General features: G+C 45.2%; 15 protein-coding genes. 7 read left to right on the plus strand and 8 right to left on the minus strand.

Features of this window, described 5'->3' with window-relative positions; all coding sequences use genetic code 11:
* The first annotated feature begins 102 nt into the window (after positions 1-102).
* Positions 103-2,550 carry a penicillin-binding protein 1A gene (locus JSY38_RS07930; RefSeq protein WP_205116359.1) on the plus strand — a complete coding sequence of 816 codons (2,448 nt, stop codon included), beginning with the start codon at positions 103-105 and terminating at the stop codon, positions 2,548-2,550.
* A gap of 65 nt (positions 2,551-2,615) precedes the next feature.
* On the opposite strand, the gene JSY38_RS07935 is transcribed toward JSY38_RS07930, so the two are convergent.
* From JSY38_RS07935 to rpmE, 4 genes are all read right to left on the minus strand, one after another.
* A complete protein-coding gene (locus JSY38_RS07935; RefSeq protein ID WP_114411486.1) occupies positions 2,616-3,176 on the minus strand; it encodes an LOG family protein in 561 nt (186 codons plus the stop codon).
* 112 nt (positions 3,177-3,288) lie between these two features.
* Positions 3,289-4,557: a malic enzyme-like NAD(P)-binding protein gene (locus tag JSY38_RS07940; protein ID WP_114411485.1), complete on the minus strand. Its 1,269-nt coding sequence runs from the start codon at positions 4,555-4,557 to the stop codon at positions 3,289-3,291.
* 170 nt (positions 4,558-4,727) lie between these two features.
* Positions 4,728-5,510: a thermonuclease family protein gene (locus tag JSY38_RS07945; protein WP_114411484.1), complete on the minus strand. Its 783-nt coding sequence runs from the start codon at positions 5,508-5,510 to the stop codon at positions 4,728-4,730.
* Between the two features lie 8 nt (positions 5,511-5,518).
* Positions 5,519-5,734: a 50S ribosomal protein L31 gene (rpmE, locus tag JSY38_RS07950; protein WP_114411483.1), complete on the minus strand. Its 216-nt coding sequence runs from the start codon at positions 5,732-5,734 to the stop codon at positions 5,519-5,521.
* Positions 5,735-6,002: 268 nt separating this feature from the next.
* Between rpmE and JSY38_RS07955 the strand changes: the two genes are divergently transcribed.
* From JSY38_RS07955 to JSY38_RS07980, 6 genes are all read left to right on the plus strand, one after another.
* Complete coding sequence (locus JSY38_RS07955; protein ID WP_205116361.1) at positions 6,003-8,234, plus strand: primosomal protein N'; 2,232 nt, start codon at positions 6,003-6,005, stop codon at positions 8,232-8,234.
* Positions 8,235-8,299: 65 nt separating this feature from the next.
* Entirely contained in the window at positions 8,300-8,908 is a 609-nt protein-coding gene (locus JSY38_RS07960) for an SPOR domain-containing protein (RefSeq protein ID WP_114411481.1), read from the plus strand.
* A gap of 120 nt (positions 8,909-9,028) precedes the next feature.
* The gene (hslV, locus tag JSY38_RS07965) at positions 9,029-9,580 is read left to right on the plus strand and encodes an ATP-dependent protease subunit HslV (protein ID WP_114411480.1); all 552 of its coding nucleotides are present in this window, start codon (positions 9,029-9,031) and stop codon (positions 9,578-9,580) included.
* Positions 9,581-9,635: 55 nt separating this feature from the next.
* The gene (hslU, locus tag JSY38_RS07970; protein WP_114411479.1) at positions 9,636-10,958 is read left to right on the plus strand and encodes an ATP-dependent protease ATPase subunit HslU; all 1,323 of its coding nucleotides are present in this window, start codon (positions 9,636-9,638) and stop codon (positions 10,956-10,958) included.
* Positions 10,959-11,015: 57 nt separating this feature from the next.
* Positions 11,016-11,399 carry a gamma-butyrobetaine hydroxylase family protein gene (locus JSY38_RS07975; protein ID WP_205116363.1) on the plus strand — a complete coding sequence of 128 codons (384 nt, stop codon included), beginning with the start codon at positions 11,016-11,018 and terminating at the stop codon, positions 11,397-11,399.
* Positions 11,400-11,438: 39 nt separating this feature from the next.
* The gene (locus JSY38_RS07980; RefSeq protein ID WP_205116365.1) at positions 11,439-12,059 is read left to right on the plus strand and encodes a ubiquinone biosynthesis accessory factor UbiJ; all 621 of its coding nucleotides are present in this window, start codon (positions 11,439-11,441) and stop codon (positions 12,057-12,059) included.
* 21 nt (positions 12,060-12,080) lie between these two features.
* On the opposite strand, the gene JSY38_RS07985 is transcribed toward JSY38_RS07980, so the two are convergent.
* The 4 genes from JSY38_RS07985 to ilvA form a co-directional block, all read right to left on the minus strand.
* A complete protein-coding gene (locus JSY38_RS07985) occupies positions 12,081-12,950 on the minus strand; it encodes a DMT family transporter (RefSeq protein ID WP_114411476.1) in 870 nt (289 codons plus the stop codon).
* A 23-nt stretch (positions 12,951-12,973) separates the two neighbouring features.
* Entirely contained in the window at positions 12,974-13,957 is a 984-nt protein-coding gene (locus JSY38_RS07990) for an asparaginase domain-containing protein (RefSeq protein WP_205116367.1), read from the minus strand.
* 134 nt (positions 13,958-14,091) lie between these two features.
* Positions 14,092-15,825, minus strand: coding sequence for an arginine--tRNA ligase (gene argS, locus JSY38_RS07995; protein WP_205116369.1), 1,734 nt, complete (start codon positions 15,823-15,825; stop codon positions 14,092-14,094).
* Positions 15,826-15,959: 134 nt separating this feature from the next.
* Positions 15,960-17,465 (minus strand): threonine ammonia-lyase, biosynthetic, encoded by a 1,506-nt coding sequence (ilvA, locus tag JSY38_RS08000; protein ID WP_205116371.1) that lies wholly within the window; start codon positions 17,463-17,465, stop codon positions 15,960-15,962.
* Positions 17,466-17,741: the final 276 nt, after the last annotated feature.

Genomic DNA, 17,741 nt, shown 5'->3' on the forward strand with positions numbered 1-17,741 from the left:
AACTTTTACCAAGATAACACGATTTGATGCAAAGTTAAGCGCCTATTCTAGGATAATCTTAGGTATAATGGCTTTTTTTCACACAGCATTTATTAGATTAATATGGCCAAGACACTTAAAATTCTCTTCTTTCTCGGTCTTTTCGGGGCCCTTTGCGCCGTCGGCATTACCTATGCTATTTACTACAATGTAAAAGACCGCATTCCCACCGTAGATGAACTTAAGGCCATAGAACTTCGAATTCCATTGCGGATCTATACTGCTGACGACCAGCTTATTGGAGAATTCGGCGAGCAACGTCGCTCGCCGATTAATTACGCAGAAATACCAACCAATCTAGAACACGCCATTTTAGCGGCAGAAGACACCAATTTTTACCATCACCCTGGCGTAGACATTCTTGGCTTAGGCCGCGCAGTCATGCAGCTTATCACCACAGGTCAAAAACAAGGCGGCGGCAGTACCATCACCATGCAGGTGGCACGTAACTACTTTCTTTCGTTCGAGCAAACCTACACACGTAAATTTACAGAAATCTTTATTGCTTTAAAAATGGAACGAGAGCTAAGCAAACATGAAATTCTTGAGCTTTACGTCAATAAAATCTACTTAGGCAATCGTGCTTATGGCTTCGAAGCCGCCGCTCAAGTCTATTATGGCAAAAATCTAAGCGAGCTAGACCTTGCACAACTAGCAATGATAGCAGGTTTGCCAAAAGCACCCTCTCGCTTTAATCCAGTTGTAAACCCTTCTCGTGCCTTGATCCGCCGTAACTGGATTTTACAGCGAATGCTGTCCCTTGGCATGATTGATAAAGACGCCTACCAAGATGCTGTTGAAGCGCCGATTACCGCTAAGAATCACGGAGTAATGCCAGACATTGAAGCTGGCTACATTGCAGAAATGGTTCGCGCAGAACTGTATAACACCTTTGGCGATGACCTTTACAGCACGGGGATGACCGTCTATACCACCATTGATTCAACTCGCCAAAAAGCCGCCAACAGTGCCGTTTTTAATGGTGTTTTAAGCTACGATACTCGCCATGGCTACCGCGGTTCCATCGAAACCCGAGTGGATCTAGTTGAAGCACCACTCGAAGAGCAAGAAAAAGCGTTACAAGATATAGAGCGCTTCTATAACTGGCAAACAGCCCTGGTTATTAACATTGATGAAAACACAGCGGATGTTCGTCTAGCCGACGGTAAACGCGCTACTCTAGCGTGGGACGCCATAAAATGGGCCAAGCCTTATATCAATGAAGACTCGCAAGGGGCAACACCAACCACTGTCTCTGACGTCTTGGTTCCGGGTGACATTGTACGTTTGCGCCCAGACGCTAAACTTGGCTGGATATTGGCACAAAAGCCAACGGTTCAAAGCGCGTTAATCTCTTTGAACAGTAAAGATGGCGCCATCCAAGCTCTTGTGGGCGGCTTTAACTTTTTTGAAAACAAGTTCAACCGTATCACTCAGTCTAAGCGTCAACCTGGATCAAACTTTAAGCCGTTTATTTATGCCAGCGCATTAGACAGAGGCTATACAGCAGCCAGCATTATTAATGATGCACCCGTGGTGTTTAATGATTCAAACTTGGCCTCCGCGTGGCGTCCAACCAACGACGGCGGCAAGTTCTATGGGCCAACACGTTTACGCCAAGCATTGTATCGCTCACAAAACATAGTCTCGGTTCGTCTGTTAGATGAACTAGGCATTCGACCTACACTAAACTTCCTAAGACGCTTTGGCTTTGATCCTAATGAGTTACCACATAATTTGTCGTTATCTTTGGGTAGCGCCAACTTATCTCCACTACAGATCGCAACAGGCTACGCTGTTTTCTCTAACGGTGGCTATCAAGTACAGCCTTACCTTATTGATAAAGTAATAGACCGTAACAATGAAACTCTATTCCAAGCGAGCCCAGTTACCGTTTGCCTGACGTGCACTATGCTAGAAAAACCAAATGACGGCGACTTGCAAATGGGATTATTCAACACTCCTAAAGGCATTCAGAGTTTACCTGTCGCGCCACAAGTGCTTGACCCTGAAGTGAACTACATCATTTATGACATGATGAGAGATGTAATCAAATACGGTACTGGGCGACGCGCTCGCGTCCTCCAGAGAGATGATATTGCTGGTAAAACAGGTACCACTAACGATGGACGCGATGCTTGGTTTTCTGGCTTTAATGGTGAATTAGTGACGTCCGTATGGAGTGGCTTTGACAATTCATCTCCGCTAGGTCGTGGCGAATGGGGTGGATCAGTATCACTACCAGCTTGGATCGATTACATGCGTGAAGCACTTAAAGGTACAGAACCTTCTTATGTAGCAAAACCATCCTCTTTGGTTACAGTAAGAATCGACCCAAATACAGGTGAGCGGGCACTTCCTGGCCAGTCTAATGCAATTTTCGAGATATTTAGAAGAGACCACGTGCCAGCACAAAGAGAGCTAAATTTGCCAGCCTCTAACAACAATGGTAATGGTAACGAAGCACAAGAAGAGAAACAGGAAAATAATGTACTAGAGAACTTGTTCTAACAGCGCTTAGTACAAGAGCATAAAAATGCCAGCCTCGAGCTGGCATTTTTATGCTATCAAGCACGTTAACTCCACTTAGGTTGAGGCGCTCTATATGCTTGAAAAGCTGATAATAGGGCCTCAGGTGAATTCACCTTGATAATCATATCGATATAAGATTGTTTCACAAACCCTGCCTGTTGCATGCTTTCAACCATAGTAAACAATGGATCATAAAAGCCATTTATATTATAAAAAGCACAAGGTTTATCGTGTAACCCGAGCTGCCCCCAAGTCCAAATTTCAAACATTTCCTCTAGCGTTCCTACGCCACCAGGGAGCGCCACAAAAGCATCGGCCAATTCACTCATCTTCGCCTTGCGTTCATGCATATTGGCGACTATATGAAGCTCAGTTAAGCTAGGGTGGGCAATTTCTTTTGATTTTAAATGCTGAGGAATAACGCCGATAACTTTACCGCCTGCTTGTAACACAGCATTAGCAATCACGCCCATTAAACCAACATTACCTCCACCATAAACAACACCAACGCCCTGCTCCGCCAAGTGCCTTCCTAAAGCTTTTACGCAATTGACATAATCGGGAGATTTTCCCTCTGCTGAGCCACAGTAAATAGCTACTTTCATTCCATTTCTCCCATACTTTAATCCATGGCATTACAGCTTTGCATCTGAAAAATATCGCAAAAAAAGGCGACTCCTTATCAGGGAGTCGCCTTTTTAGTTGACCTTAATTCGATTAAGCACCGAAGTGGTCAAGATTCTCTAAAGGGTAGAAATCTGGGTATGGAAGCATTGCCACTCCAGAATCCACCGCTGCGCGAGCTACCGCTGCAGAAACTACATTCAGCAAACGAGAGTCCATTGGTTTCGGCAAGATGTACTCTTTACCGAAGCTCAACGCACCGCCGCCGTATGCAGCAACAACATCCGCTGGCGCTTCTTCCTTCGCAAGGTCTTTAAGTGCATGAACCGCTGCTACTTTCATTTCTTCGTTGATCTTAGTCGCTCGAACGTCTAATGCACCACGGAAGATGAAAGGGAAGCCAAGCACATTGTTTACTTGGTTAGGGTAGTCAGAACGTCCAGTCGCCATAATCAAATCATCACGAGTCGCGAGAGCAAGCTCTGGATTGATTTCTGGATCTGGGTTCGAACAAGCAAAAACGATTGGATTAGCTGCCATTTTAGCTAATTGGTCAGCAGACAATAGATCTGGACCAGATACACCGATGAATACATCAGCACCATCAATGGCGTCATCAAGAGTGCGCTTGTCAGTATCAATTGCAAACATTGCTTTGAACTGGTTCAAGTCTGTACGGCCAGAATGAATGACACCGTTACGGTCTAGAACGAAGATATTCTCACGTTGTGCACCACAAGCGATGATCAGTTTCATACACGCCGTTGCCGCAGCACCCGCACCTAAACAAACGATTTTAGCATCAGCAATGTCTTTGCCTTGAAGCTCAAGCGCATTCAAAAGGCCAGCTGCTGTTACAATCGCTGTACCGTGCTGGTCATCATGAAAAACTGGGATAGAGCAACGCTCGATCAACTGACGTTCGATTTCAAAACACTCAGGTGCTTTGATGTCTTCTAGGTTAATACCGCCGTATGTGTTCGCAATACGAGCAACGGTATCAATAAAGGCTTGTGGGCTTTCAGATTCAACTTCCACATCAACAGAATTAATGCCAGCGAAGCGTTTAAACAATAAACCTTTACCTTCCATAACTGGCTTGCTTGCCAATGGACCTAGGTTACCTAAACCAAGGATCGCAGAGCCATCAGAAATGACAGCAACTAAGTTGCCTTTACCTGTGAAGCGGTAAGCTGCTTCTGGATCTTTTGCGATTTCACGGCAAGGCTCAGCCACACCAGGGCTGTATGCAAGAGCAAGGTCACGAGCAGTTGCTGTTGGTTTAGTAATAGTAACGCTCAATTTTCCTGGAACTGGGTACTCATGGTAGTCCAGTGCAGCTTGTTTTATATCTTCTGCCATTATTATGTTTCCGTCTATTTGGTGTAATTCATTAGTTTTATCATAGCCAAATTGGGCCTTGTTCCCAAGCCTAAAAAAGCTTCGAAAGTGGCACCTTATAATTTTGTTCCATCAGAATAATCGATATATCTAATACTTTAAAGCGCAAGATCATAGGAATATTCTATCAGTCAAGGACTGACAGAGTCTTTGATCTCAAGCAAATCATTGGGGTGCCTTACAGAAAGAACCCAAGATTTAAAGTCCGAATGTCGACTTTTCCTTCGATGCTGCCAACCCCGTACCTCTATCTTCCGCCCCTCAAGATAAAATATTTCTTGAGCTGGCCAATAATCGGTAACACTGGGTGGTAAGTTGATTACTAGATCCTGATCGGTTTCTAGCCACCAACCTCCTCGGTTCTTAGTAATTGAGGTGATGTTAACACGAGAGATTGCAAAGCCAGCTTGTGGCTGCCATTGCAAAGATTGCTGCCATAATTTCTTATGTGCTTTGCGAGCTATACTTTCGGATGCCTCAAAACAAGCCTGATAGGCTAGGTTTGGAGGGATTGCAATACGATAACCAAGTCCTTCGGATAGTAGCTGACTTGTTAATGAAATACGATCTTTATCGAAAAGATAGTACAACTTACGACCATATCTATCCTTGTCGACCTTTGCTGTTTGAATATAAACATATTGATCAAGACGAGAGCGTACAAACTCTGTCGCCTCAACGGCAAAAGGTTCATGATTGCCTTTTTTGTGGTCTAGTTCGGGAGTATCTATTCCCACCAGTCTAACTTTTCGACCATCAACAAGATGAATTGTATCGCCATCGACAATGCGTTTTATCTTTGCTTTTTCAAGCGGACCAGTCGCGACACAAAGCTCCTCAGCTTGAACCGCAAAGGACAAAAACAAAAAAAGCGCCAAGAGAGCTTGGCGCTTTTTTAAAGAGATCACAGTCATTCCACCAATTACTTAGTAGTACGACGCGCTCCGAAACGCTTGTTGAAGCGATCAACACGACCACCAGTATCCAACATTTTTTGCTGGCCTGTGTAGAATGGGTGACAGTTGCTACATACGTCGATGTGCATGTCTTTACCATGTGTTGAGTTCAAGTTCAAAGTGTTACCACAAGTACAAGTTGCAGTAAGCGCTGAGTAAGTTGGGTGGATATCTTTTTTCATCGTAGTTACCTTAAAGTTTGGTGTGCCGCCACTTGATCGATATATAAATGGGCTATCGCCTCGCCAAGCACCGCACGTTTCGTTGTACAGACATTGTACAGTGGATCCAAGAACGGCGTATTTTAGGGATCTATGATCCAATCAGCAACCTTTTTATCACGCTTTTCTTATAAAAATGTGGCTCGCCCTTAGTCACCACTCTGACGTACACTTATCTTATTCACTAAGAACTCTAATTTTTGCTTTACTATAAGGTTCAACCTAACGCATGTCTGAAGCGCTTCTAACACTTCACCCATACATTAAAGTCGCTTTGCCCGTACCAATGCGGACACTCTTTGACTATAAAGTTCCCAAAGCAATTGCCCTAAGGCATGAATTAAAACCTGGCATGCGCGTTAAAGTTCCCTTCGGAAAAAGCAGCCGACTTGGCGTTATTGTTGCCCTCAGCGAAACCTGCGACTGGGACCCTGAACAAGTTAAGCCACTGACATCTCTCCAAGATGAAAGCCCTGTGATTAGTGCCGAGCTAATGGCGCTGTGTGAATGGGCTGCACGTTATTATCACCACCCTATTGGCGACGTGATATTTCACGCCTTGCCAGTCTTACTTCGCAAAGGTGAAAATGCAGAGTTTCGTACAGAAAATTGGTGGTTCACTACGCCACAAGGTCAATCTCTACCGCTTGAACAACTTAGCAGAGCTCCTCGTCAGCAAGACTTTTTGAAAGCAGTGCAACAGCATCCTAACGGTTTAAGCCAACATGCGGCTTCTGTGTTAGACCTTGCTCCTGCAGCGGGAAAGAGCTTAGAAGAAAAAGGCTTATTACGACGCGAACCTCGCTCTTTTAACAAAGGTGGCGAAAAGCACGCTCACCAAACTCAAGTGCCACCAACTCTCAACCCAGAACAAATGAGGGCTACAGAGCATTTATTAGACTATCGCCATCAATTCAATGTCGCCTTATTGGATGGCGTAACAGGTAGCGGCAAAACGGAAGTATTCTTGCGAGTCATGGAGCGCCTAATAGAAGAAGGCAAGCAAGTGTTAGTGATGGTGCCAGAAATAGGTCTAACACCACAAACCCTGAAGCGATTCGAAATTCGATTTAATACTGACATTGTCTTAATGCACTCCAACATGAGCGATAGAGAGCGTCTGGACGCTTGGCTATTGGCCGCCAGCGGCCATGCAAAAATCATCATTGGCACACGTTCTGCGGCTTTCATCCCCGCTCCTAACCTCGGCATGATTGTCATTGATGAAGAGCACGACACCTCCTATAAGCAACATGAAGGCTTTCGTTATCACGCTCGAGACCTTGCGGTAAAGCGCGCTCAAGCGCTGAATATTCCAGTACTACTTGCCTCGGCTACACCGTCTTATGAAAGCTTAACGAATGCACTACAAAAACGTTTTGCTTGGTTAAAGCTTCGCCAACGAGCTGGCAATGCCCACATTCCAGAAATGGAAAGAGTAGACCTACGCGGAAAAACGCTCGTGCATGGCTTCAGCGAACAAGCACTTGCCAGTATGAAACTCTGCTTAGAGCGTAAGGAACAAGTCTTGGTGTTTTTAAACCGTCGAGGCTACGCCCCTACGTTAATGTGTCACCAATGCGGTTGGATCGCTGCATGTGATCATTGCGATGTCAACCTTACCGTCCATAAGCGCGCGAATAAACTACACTGCCATCATTGCGACACGCAAAAAGCCCTTCTTCACACTTGCCCTGAGTGTCAATCAGAAGAACTATTTACCGTCGGTGAAGGCACAGAGCAAATCGAAACTCAACTCAGCACCCTATTCAAAGAAGTGCCAATCCTACGCATAGACCGCGACAGCACCCAGCGTAAGTCTGCCATGGCGAAACTAACCCAAAAAATACATGAACACGATCAAGCTATTTTAATCGGCACGCAAATGCTGGCTAAAGGTCATCACTTTCCCAACGTCACCTTGGTGATTATCATGGATGCTGATGCGGGCCTATTTTCGTCCGATTTTCGAGGTATGGAACGAACTGCTCAGCTTATTACCCAAGTCGCTGGTCGTGCTGGTCGTGCCAAAAAGCCTGGACACGTTTTGCTACAGACATATCACCCAGACCATGCCGCAATCGAATGTTTATGCAATCTTGGCTACGAGCATTTTGCTATAGATGGCTTGGCTGAACGTAAATCGCTTTCGCTTCCACCCTTTTATCATCAGGTTATAGTGCGAGCCGAATCGGGTAATGAACAAGAAGCCATGCAGTTATTATCTGCCATGAGAAATGACCTTGAACCCTACTTTGCAAAGGATGTTTATCTGGTTGGACCTTACGCAGCCATCATAGTTCGTAAGGCTGGACAGCATCGAGCGCTGATTTCGATCAAAGCCGCCCACCGAGCACCTTTGCATCAAGCAACCCAAATGATCAGTGATTGGCTAGAGCAGTCTACTCGACAACACAGAATTCGTTTTGCAATTGATGTAGATCCACTGGAAACTTACTGATCTTGCACGCATAATGTGCGCAATTGATCCAGTATCCTATTTACACATAGCAAAAAGCCCAAATTATGTTTAGCCCCATTCAAATTGCAGCAAAAGGAAGCCGTCCCAAAAAAGGGGCAACTCGTCGAACGCCCCCACCACAGAAACGCAAAACAGCATGGTGGTTATGGCTGCTGGTACCTGCAATCCTTGTGGCTTTTATTTATGGACTAACGCAACTGAACCAAGTCGCACCGAAATCAGTGCCTGTACCGGTAGAGAAAATAAAAGTAACGCCAAAACCTAAGCCTACTCCAGTTAAGAAAGAAGAAGTTATCAAGGTGATGCCGAAAAAGGACACCTTCGAGTTTTACCAAATATTGCAAGATAGCAAAGTCGATACCAGCCATGTAGATGCGTATCAATCTACGCCTCGTGGCGAGCAAGATTTCTATTACATGCTGCAAGCAGCTTCTTTCAGAAACCCTGAAGACGCAGATCGCATGCGAGCCCAGCTCATCCTATCTGGGCTCGTAGAAAGCAGCATTCGAAAAACCATAGGGCAAGGGGAACAACCTTGGTACCGCGTGGTATTAGGCCCTTATGAATCGCGCTCTAAAATGAATCGAGCCGAAGACAAGCTCGTTTCAATGGATATCTCTCCCTATTCTTACAAAGTAAAAAAAGAACAATAACCTTTCTCTCAATCTCGTATAGATTGCATACAGAAAATGGAAGCTAACTCTGTATGCAATCCTTGCTTGAAATCCTTCTGCTCGCCCCCATTTTATTAGAATCGAAACTGGAGTAGACCCATGACAACGATTCTTACTGTACGCAAAGGCAACCAAGTCGTCGTAGGCGGCGATGGACAAGTATCTTTAGGCAACACTGTGATGAAAGGCAATGCTCGTAAAGTGCGTCGCTTATACCATGGTGAAGTGATTGCTGGCTTCGCTGGCGGTACAGCGGATGCCTTCACTCTATTCGAACGCTTCGAAGGCCAGTTAGAAAAACACCAAGGCCAACTTGTTCGCGCCGCTGTAGATCTTGCCAAAGACTGGCGATCCGACCGCGCATTACGCAAGTTAGAAGCTATGCTGATAGTTGCCAATAAAGAAAGCACACTAATCATTACAGGAACTGGCGATGTTGTTGAGCCGCAGCACGGCGCATTAGCCATTGGCTCTGGTGGCAATTACGCAGAAGCAGCAGCTCGTGCCTTAATCGACAACACAGACCTAACAGCAAAAGACATTGTCGAGAAAAGCCTTAATATTGCAGCAGACATCTGTGTCTTTACCAATCACAGCCTAACCATCGAAGAAATTACGATAGACCCGCAGCTTGAAGACAAATCCGCCTAGAGTAGTAGTCTACAACGCAGACAACATCATTCAAGAACATAGAAGAGAATTGATAATGAGCAGCATGACCCCAAGAGAGACGGTTAACGCCTTAGACAATCACATTATTGGTCAGCAAAAAGCAAAGCGCGCTGTTGCCATCGCACTACGCAATCGCTGGCGTCGCATGCAACTTCCTGAAGACATGCGTGCGGAAGTTACACCAAAAAATATTTTGATGATTGGGCCAACTGGTGTTGGTAAAACTGAAATAGCTCGTCGTTTAGCCAAGCTATCTAACGCGCCATTCATTAAGATCGAAGCCACTAAATTTACCGAAGTAGGCTATGTTGGCCGCGATGTGGAATCCATCATCCGTGACCTGGTCGAAATGGCAATCAAAATGCTGCGTGAGCAAGAAACCGCAAAATTGCGCCATAAAGCTGAAGACGCAGCAGAAGACCGTATTCTTGATGTGCTATTACCACCCGCTCGTGGCGGCGACCCGGAACTAGAAGACAACAGCACGCGCCAGACTTTTCGCAAGAAATTACGCGAAGGCCAACTGGACGATAAAGAAATCGACATCGATGTTGCTGACTCGCCAATGGGTGTAGAAATCATGACACCACCTGGAATGGAAGAGATGACCAGCCAGCTGCAAAACATGTTTTCTAGCTTTGGCTCACAAAAAACCAAAAAGCGTAAATTGAAAGTCAAAGAAGCCTTACGCCAAGTTCGTGATGAAGAAGCCGCGAAACTGGTTAACGAAGAAGAGCTAAAAGCCCGTGCGGTTGAAGCGGTTGAGCAAAACGGAATCGTGTTCTTAGATGAAATCGATAAAGTGGCAAAAAGCTCTGAACGTTCTGGTGGTGAAGTTTCTCGTGAAGGCGTACAACGTGACTTACTACCATTAGTCGAAGGTTGTACAGTTAGTACAAAATACGGCATGGTCAAAACTGACCATATCCTATTTATTGCGTCTGGTGCCTTCCATCTGTCTAAGCCATCCGACTTAATTCCGGAACTGCAAGGTCGCCTACCGATTCGTGTTGAATTAGATGCACTAACAGTAAACGACTTCAAGCGTATCTTGGTAGAGCCAAGTGCCTCTCTTACTAAACAATATGTGGCGCTGGCGAAAACAGAAAATATCAATTTAAACTTCACCGAAGAAGGTATTCATCGTATTGCAGAGATCGCATTCCAAGTGAATGAACGCACAGAAAACATCGGCGCCCGCCGCTTGCATACGGTACTTGAACGCTTACTTGAAGAAGTGTCTTATTCTGCTAGCGATATGCCTGATGATCAGACCGTCGACATTACTGCAGCTTATGTAGATGAACAACTTGGGGAAATCGCTGAAGACGAAGACCTAAGCCAATACATCCTATAATTGATTCAACCATATAACATACCCCTTCATTGAAGGGGTAATATAGGAAACAAGACCATGGCAACGCCTACGCCAACTTCAATTAACTACCATAAACAGTCCCGTGAATTGGCCATCGCCTTTACTGATGGGCAGAGCTTCCGCCTAAGCGCAGAATATCTTCGAGTACATTCACCTTCTGCTGAAGTGCGTGGTCACGGGTTACAAATCCCTATTCTGCAATACGGTAAAAAGCACGTTGGTATCAATAACGTAGAAGGTGCTGGTAATTATGCACTTAAGATATCTTTTGATGATGGGCACGATACAGGCCTCTATACGTGGGAATATCTCTATAACATCGGTAAAAACCATGATGAACTCTGGCAAATGTACCTGGATCGCCTTGAAAAAGAAGGCCAGACGCGTGACACTGCAGTGATTCAAATCCACCAGCTTTAGTTTTAACCGTATTTAAGCCATTATCGGGAAGATATTTTTATGGGTTCACTTAGTTTATCGGCTCTTAGCGCGATTGAAAATGCGATCAACCTCGCCCTTAAACAAGACACACCATCACAGGAGCGACTAGGCAAATTAGCTGGTCAACAGGTTTTTCTTTATATAGAAGACTTCTCTTTTATTCTACAGATTCACATCCTCGAACAGGGCGTGATGCTAGACCGACCAGAGAGCTTGGATGAGATCGAACTCGACCCACGACTAGATACTCTTGTTAAAGGACCGAGTGTAGCCTACCGGAAATTACTCGACGGCGATGGTTTCTTTGATGGCGACCTGCGCATTCAGGGTAATGCTCAAGCCTTAATGACACTGCATAAAGTGATGGAAAACTTCGAATTTGATTGGGAAGAATTGCTTGCTGATCACATTGGCGATTTGTCGGCAGCGGCTCTAGCTCGACTATTTCGTGCTCAATGGTCTTGGAGCAAAGAGTTTACCACCAACGCCAGAATGCAGATGGTTCACCATCTACAAACTGACAGCCAGCTGCTGCCAAGCAAAATTGAATTCGACAACTTTGTCGATGAAATAGAGCGCTTTGGTACCTTGATTGATCGTACGGAAGCCAAAATCAGAATCCTTGAGAAGAAAAGCTAAAACCGCCTTTCTTCTCTTTCCTCATGCCTCACTGGTTTTTGCTCGACTGAAATACACACCAACAATCGTTATGACAAAGCCGATAATCTGAATCATGGTCATGGATTCACTAAATAGAAAGTAACTTTCTATTGCGGCTAATGGCGGGGCCAATAGCAGCATAGTCGACACCTGTGATGCTCTGACTTTTCTCAATAACCACACCATCAAGAAAACGCCGCCGCCAGATAAAACGAGCACACCCCAGATAACGAGTAAGAAGGACTCCAACTGCACTGCAAACAAGGTTTCACCGAGTAGCAACATAAAGCCTATCGAGACAACGCTCGCAGCGAGGTTTTGAATCGCCATTGAGCTAAAAATATCCGACGATGATATGGACATCTTTTGATAGGTCACACCAAGAGATAAGGTAAATATTGCTGCGCAAGCTAAGGTAAACGTTAGCAAAGTGACTCCACCATGACTCATATCTAACTCTAGTGCTGGACTGATAACCAACACGAGCCCAACGATGCCAACAAGCATGCCGAGGACACCTTTCAAAGACGTTTTCTCCTTGATCAACAAGAAGGCAAGTAGCGCCACTAAGGCTGGCTGTAATGCGCCAATTAAGGCCATAACGCCAGCGGGCAAGCCTTTTGCAATGGCAACATAGGCAAAGCCCAAGTAAAAACCATTCATCAACATACCGGCAATAATGTGCTTGGGTAACTCTTTCAATGCAGGAAAGCGTCGACGCTGCCACAAGGCAATGACAAGAAACAACAAGCCCGCCAACACAAAACGAATACTTAAAAAAACGTTAGGATCAATCAGACCGACGATAAGTTTGCCAGTGATAAAGCCTGTTGACCAAATCGACACTAAAAGCACATATAAAAATGCCATACAAAATTCCTTTTAGCTTTTCGTTATGAGAAGCTGCTTTTAATTTCTTCGCTCGAAAGGCCTAAACCGATCAAGAAGCTCAATTTCACAAACGAGGCTTCGTAAGTCATATCCCCTCCTGACACTACACCCGCTTTAACCAATGCAGAACCTGCAGCATAAGCGCCTGCCGCCACGCTTCCCGCGCCACATTGACTCACATTGACAATCACCACGCCGCGTTCTGAAGCGGTTTTTAATAGCGCTAAAAGAGCAGGATCTTTATCAGGGGCATTACCAGCGCCATAACTTAATAACACCGCGCCTTTTACGTTTTCACTCAACAAGCCTTGCCAATGAGCAGCTTGAACACCAGGGAAGACAGGCAAAATAGTTACAGAACCTTCTTGCATTTCTGGAATCTGAATTTGCATTGGTTGCTTAGCAACATCGACAGAGCGCCAGCGCCAATCGATGCCTAACACGCCTCTCTCTGGGCAGTTTGGAGAGCTGAAGGCTTGCCAATCACTGGTGTGCGCTTTATGAGCTCGGTCGCCTTCGATCAAACGACCAGCAAAGAATAGAAACACACCTCTTTTATAATTTTCACAAGTAAGCTCTTCGCAAGCAGATATGGCGCCCATCACATTAATCATGGCATCAGTTCGCACTTTATACATGGGCACTTGCGAACCCGTGACAATAATAGGTTTGTCACTGCGGGCAAACATAAAGGACAACGCCGCTGAGGTATAAGCCATGGTATCTGTACCGTGCAGAACAATAAAGGCATCGAAGTCATGCCATTTGCTTTCTATATCACGAGCGATAGTTTGCCAGTCTTTCGGCGTAGCATTGGATGAATCAATCAAACTTGGGTAACTAGTGATTACAAAGTCGTGGGCAAGCTCATCGGATGCATTTAAGTGTAGAGTAAGATGGTCAGCAAAGGCCGCATCGGGTATTAAGCCTTCCTCTGAAGGCACCATACCAATCGTGCCTCCAGTGTAGGCTATATAAATTCTCATCTGCTGATTATTCCTCTTTATTAATCCTATTTTACGTGTGGATTATGTCACTTAAGATTTAAAACATAAAAGGCGCTAATCAACTAGAAAAGCGCCTTTTATTTTCTTCATTAAAACAAAACAGTAGAGAAATTTTACATTCGCTCTAGTGTTTCAATCCCTAGCAAAGACAGGCCAAGCTTCAGAGTTGAGGCTGTATTCAAAGCCAATTGCAGACGGCTATGTTTCACGTCATCTTCGGCGTTCAAAATAGGACAAGCTTCGTAGAAAGTCATAAAGGTACCCGCTAAATCGTACAGGTAAGCACACAAGAAGTGCGGCATACCGTCATTAGCAACCTGTTGAATAGCCTCTTCAAACTGACACAATTTCATCGCTAAGGCGCGTTCTTGTGGTTCTTCAACCGAAATATCACCTGCCAGGCTCGCTAGATCGATTTCAGAGCGTTTAACGATACTTGCTACGCGAGAATAAGCGTACAACAAATAAGGCGCTGTGCTGCCTTCAAAGCTCAACATGGTGTCCCAATTGAACACGTAATCACTGGTACGGTTTTTCGATAGGTCAGCGTATTTAACCGACGCAATACCGACTATACGACCGATGTTACGTAGCTCTTCTTCACTCATTTCTGGGTTCTTCGACGCCACCAATTGATAAGCACGCTCTTGAGCCTCTTCCAACAAAGAAGACAATTTCGCTACGCCGCCAGAACGAGTTTTGAATGGTTTCCCATCGCTGCCCATCACAGTACCAAACGGCATGTGTTCCAATTGAGTTTCTGGTTTTACAAAGCCTGCTTTACGAGACAAGGTAAAAATCTGCTGGAAATGCAAAGACTGGCGCGCATCCACAAAATACAACACACGGTTGGCATTCAAGGTATGCTGACGGAAACGTACCGCCGCTAAATCGGTTGTCGCATACAAGAAACCGCCACCGGTTTTCTGCACGATAACCGGCGTAATCTCGCCTTCTTTATTAGCAAACTCCTCCATGAATACACACTGTGCGCCATTAGATTCTTGCAACATACCCTGTTCTTTCAGCTCACTAACCACGTTCGCCAAATCATCGTTGTAGGCACTTTCAGGCATTACGTGCTGGCGCTCTAAAGATACACCAAGCATCTTGTAGGTTTCTTCACAGTGCGCCATAGAGATTTCGATAAACTCATCCCAAAGCGCCAAGCATTCTTCATCACCAGACTGCAAGGAAACAACCAATTCACGAGCACGAGCAGCAAAAGCTTCATCCTCGTCAAAGCAGGTTTTAGCGGCACGGTAAAAAGTTTCAAGGTCAGCAAGGGCCATACTGATCTTGGCATTTTCGGCGCGTAGGCGTTCCATGTACGCCAACAACATACCGAATTGCGTTCCCCAATCACCTACGTGATTTTGACGAACCACATGATGACCAAAAAACTCCAGCGTACGAACAACGGCATCGCCAATCACCGTCGAACGTAAATGGCCCACGTGCATTTCTTTAGCGAGGTTTGGTGCAGAGTAATCCACCACAACCGTTTCAGGCGTTTCAACTGGATTTACATCAAGACGCTCACTGGTACGCAATTGCACCAACTCTTTACTTAACCAAATATTTTTCAAGAAGATATTGATAAAACCAGGCCCGGCGATTTCGACTTTGTCGGCAAGATCTGAAATATCCAATTTCTCAAGTGTGGCCTGGGCAAAATCACGAGGGTTCATTTTAAGCGCTTTCGCCGCGCCCATAATGCCATTTGCCTGGTAATCACCAAATTGAACTTTTGCCGATTGACGCACTAACGCTTGCGCAGTATCAGATGCGCCAGCCGCAACCATAGCCGCTTGAATGCGTTGATTTAGAAGAGTTTGAATATTCACAAGGGAGACCTTTAAACAGTAAATATGTCACTAAGAATAGCGACATATTAGAATCACACAGCCCTCTCACTGTCACCAATGAGAGGGCTGAATTCAAAAAATAGTTGCGCTAATGATAACCGATTTTCACGCTTTTAGCGAAAGAACAGCTTACAAGCATCGTTGTTATTTTCGTCTTGATAAGGATAGCCCAGCTCATCTAAGAATTTAGTCACATCGGTTTCTTCTCCTACCGCTTGCAACCCAACCAAAACACGCCCATAGGCATCGCCATGATTACGATAATGGAACATGGAAATATTCCATTGACCACCAAGCGTGTTTAAGAATTTCAACAAAGCACCTGGACGTTCAGGGAATTCAAAGCTGTACAACAACTCGCCTTTATCGCTGCGTAAATGCCCACCAATCATATGACGGACATGAACTTTGGTCGTTTCATCGTCGGTTAAATCTGTGATCTCGTAATCTTTCAGGTCCTCCAATAGCTCTTTACGACTATGCGGACTGCCGCCTAAAGCGACGCCAACAAAAATAACGGCTTCTTGGTCATCGCCATAACGATAATTAAATTCTGTAATATTACGGCCCACCAAGGCTTGGCAGAAATCTTTAAAGCTACCTGGATGTTCTGGAATCTTCACGGCAATAATGGCTTCGCGTTTCTCGCCCAATTCCGCTCGCTCAGAAACATGGCGCAAGCGGTCGAAATTGACGTTCGCACCACTATTGATGGCGATAAGCGTTTGGCCTTTTGCACCTTCCCGCTCGATGTACTTCTTCAAGCCCGCCAAAGCACACGCTCCAGCAGGTTCCGTAATCGCACGAGTATCATCATAGATGTCTTTGATCGCCGCACACATTTCATCTGTAGTCACTGTGATGACTTCATCGACGGTATCTTTGGCAATAGCAAAAGTATTCTGACCAATTTCTGCCACAGCTACACCTTCGGCAAAAATCCCCACTGTCGGCAAGCGAGTGGGTTTGCCTTTTTCCAAGGCAATTTTTAGACAAGCGGCATCTTGTGGCTCGACACCAATAATTTTAATGTCTGGACGAAGGTATTTGATATAAGCCGATACTCCAGCGATTAGACCACCACCGCCGACAGGAATAAAAATCGCGTCGATATTACCTTCGTGTTGATGAAGGATTTCCATGCCGATCGTGCCTTGACCTGCGATCGTGTCTAGGTCATCGAATGGATGAACGTAAACTTGTCCGGTTTTTTCCATAATTTCACGAGATTTTGCCGACGCTTCATCAAAAGCATCACCGAACAAAACCACTTCCGCGCCATGATTTCGCACCGCACTGACTTTCACTTCTGGCGTCGTTGCAGGCATTACAATAGTCGCTTGAATACCAAGTTTTTTCGCCGCCAAGGCCAAACCTTGTGCGTGGTTACCTGCCGACGCAGCAATAACACCACGAGCACGCTCTTCTGGTGTTAACTGACAAATTTTATTGTATGCCCCACGAATTTTGAAAGAGAAAACCGGCTGTAAATCTTCTCGCTTCAAAATAATCTCGTTACCCAATCGATTCGACAACTGATTGGCACGAGATAGTGGTGTTTCTACGGCAACGTCATAAACGCGCGCCTGTAGAATCTTTTTAATCATGGTATGAGGCATAGTGCTTCCTAAACGAATATAAATCGACAACACGATGTTCTAAACGACATCTACGCTGACTGCTAGTCAAAAAAAACCGAGTAGGAAATATACTCTTTCAACTCACTGGGCGCAAAGACAGATAGCCTCTAAACCAAGATGAAAAAAGCATAAAATCGTTAAATGAGCGCATAAAGCAGGGGTAACAATCATCTGTTTAAGCGCCTATAATACGACCACCATCAGAGGTCGCTTATCATTATAGGTAAGCCGAATAATACCGCCCCCTTGTAAAAC

The sequence above is a fragment of the Marinomonas foliarum genome (genome assembly GCF_016906065.1).
GTDB lineage: Bacteria > Pseudomonadota > Gammaproteobacteria > Pseudomonadales > Marinomonadaceae > Marinomonas > Marinomonas foliarum.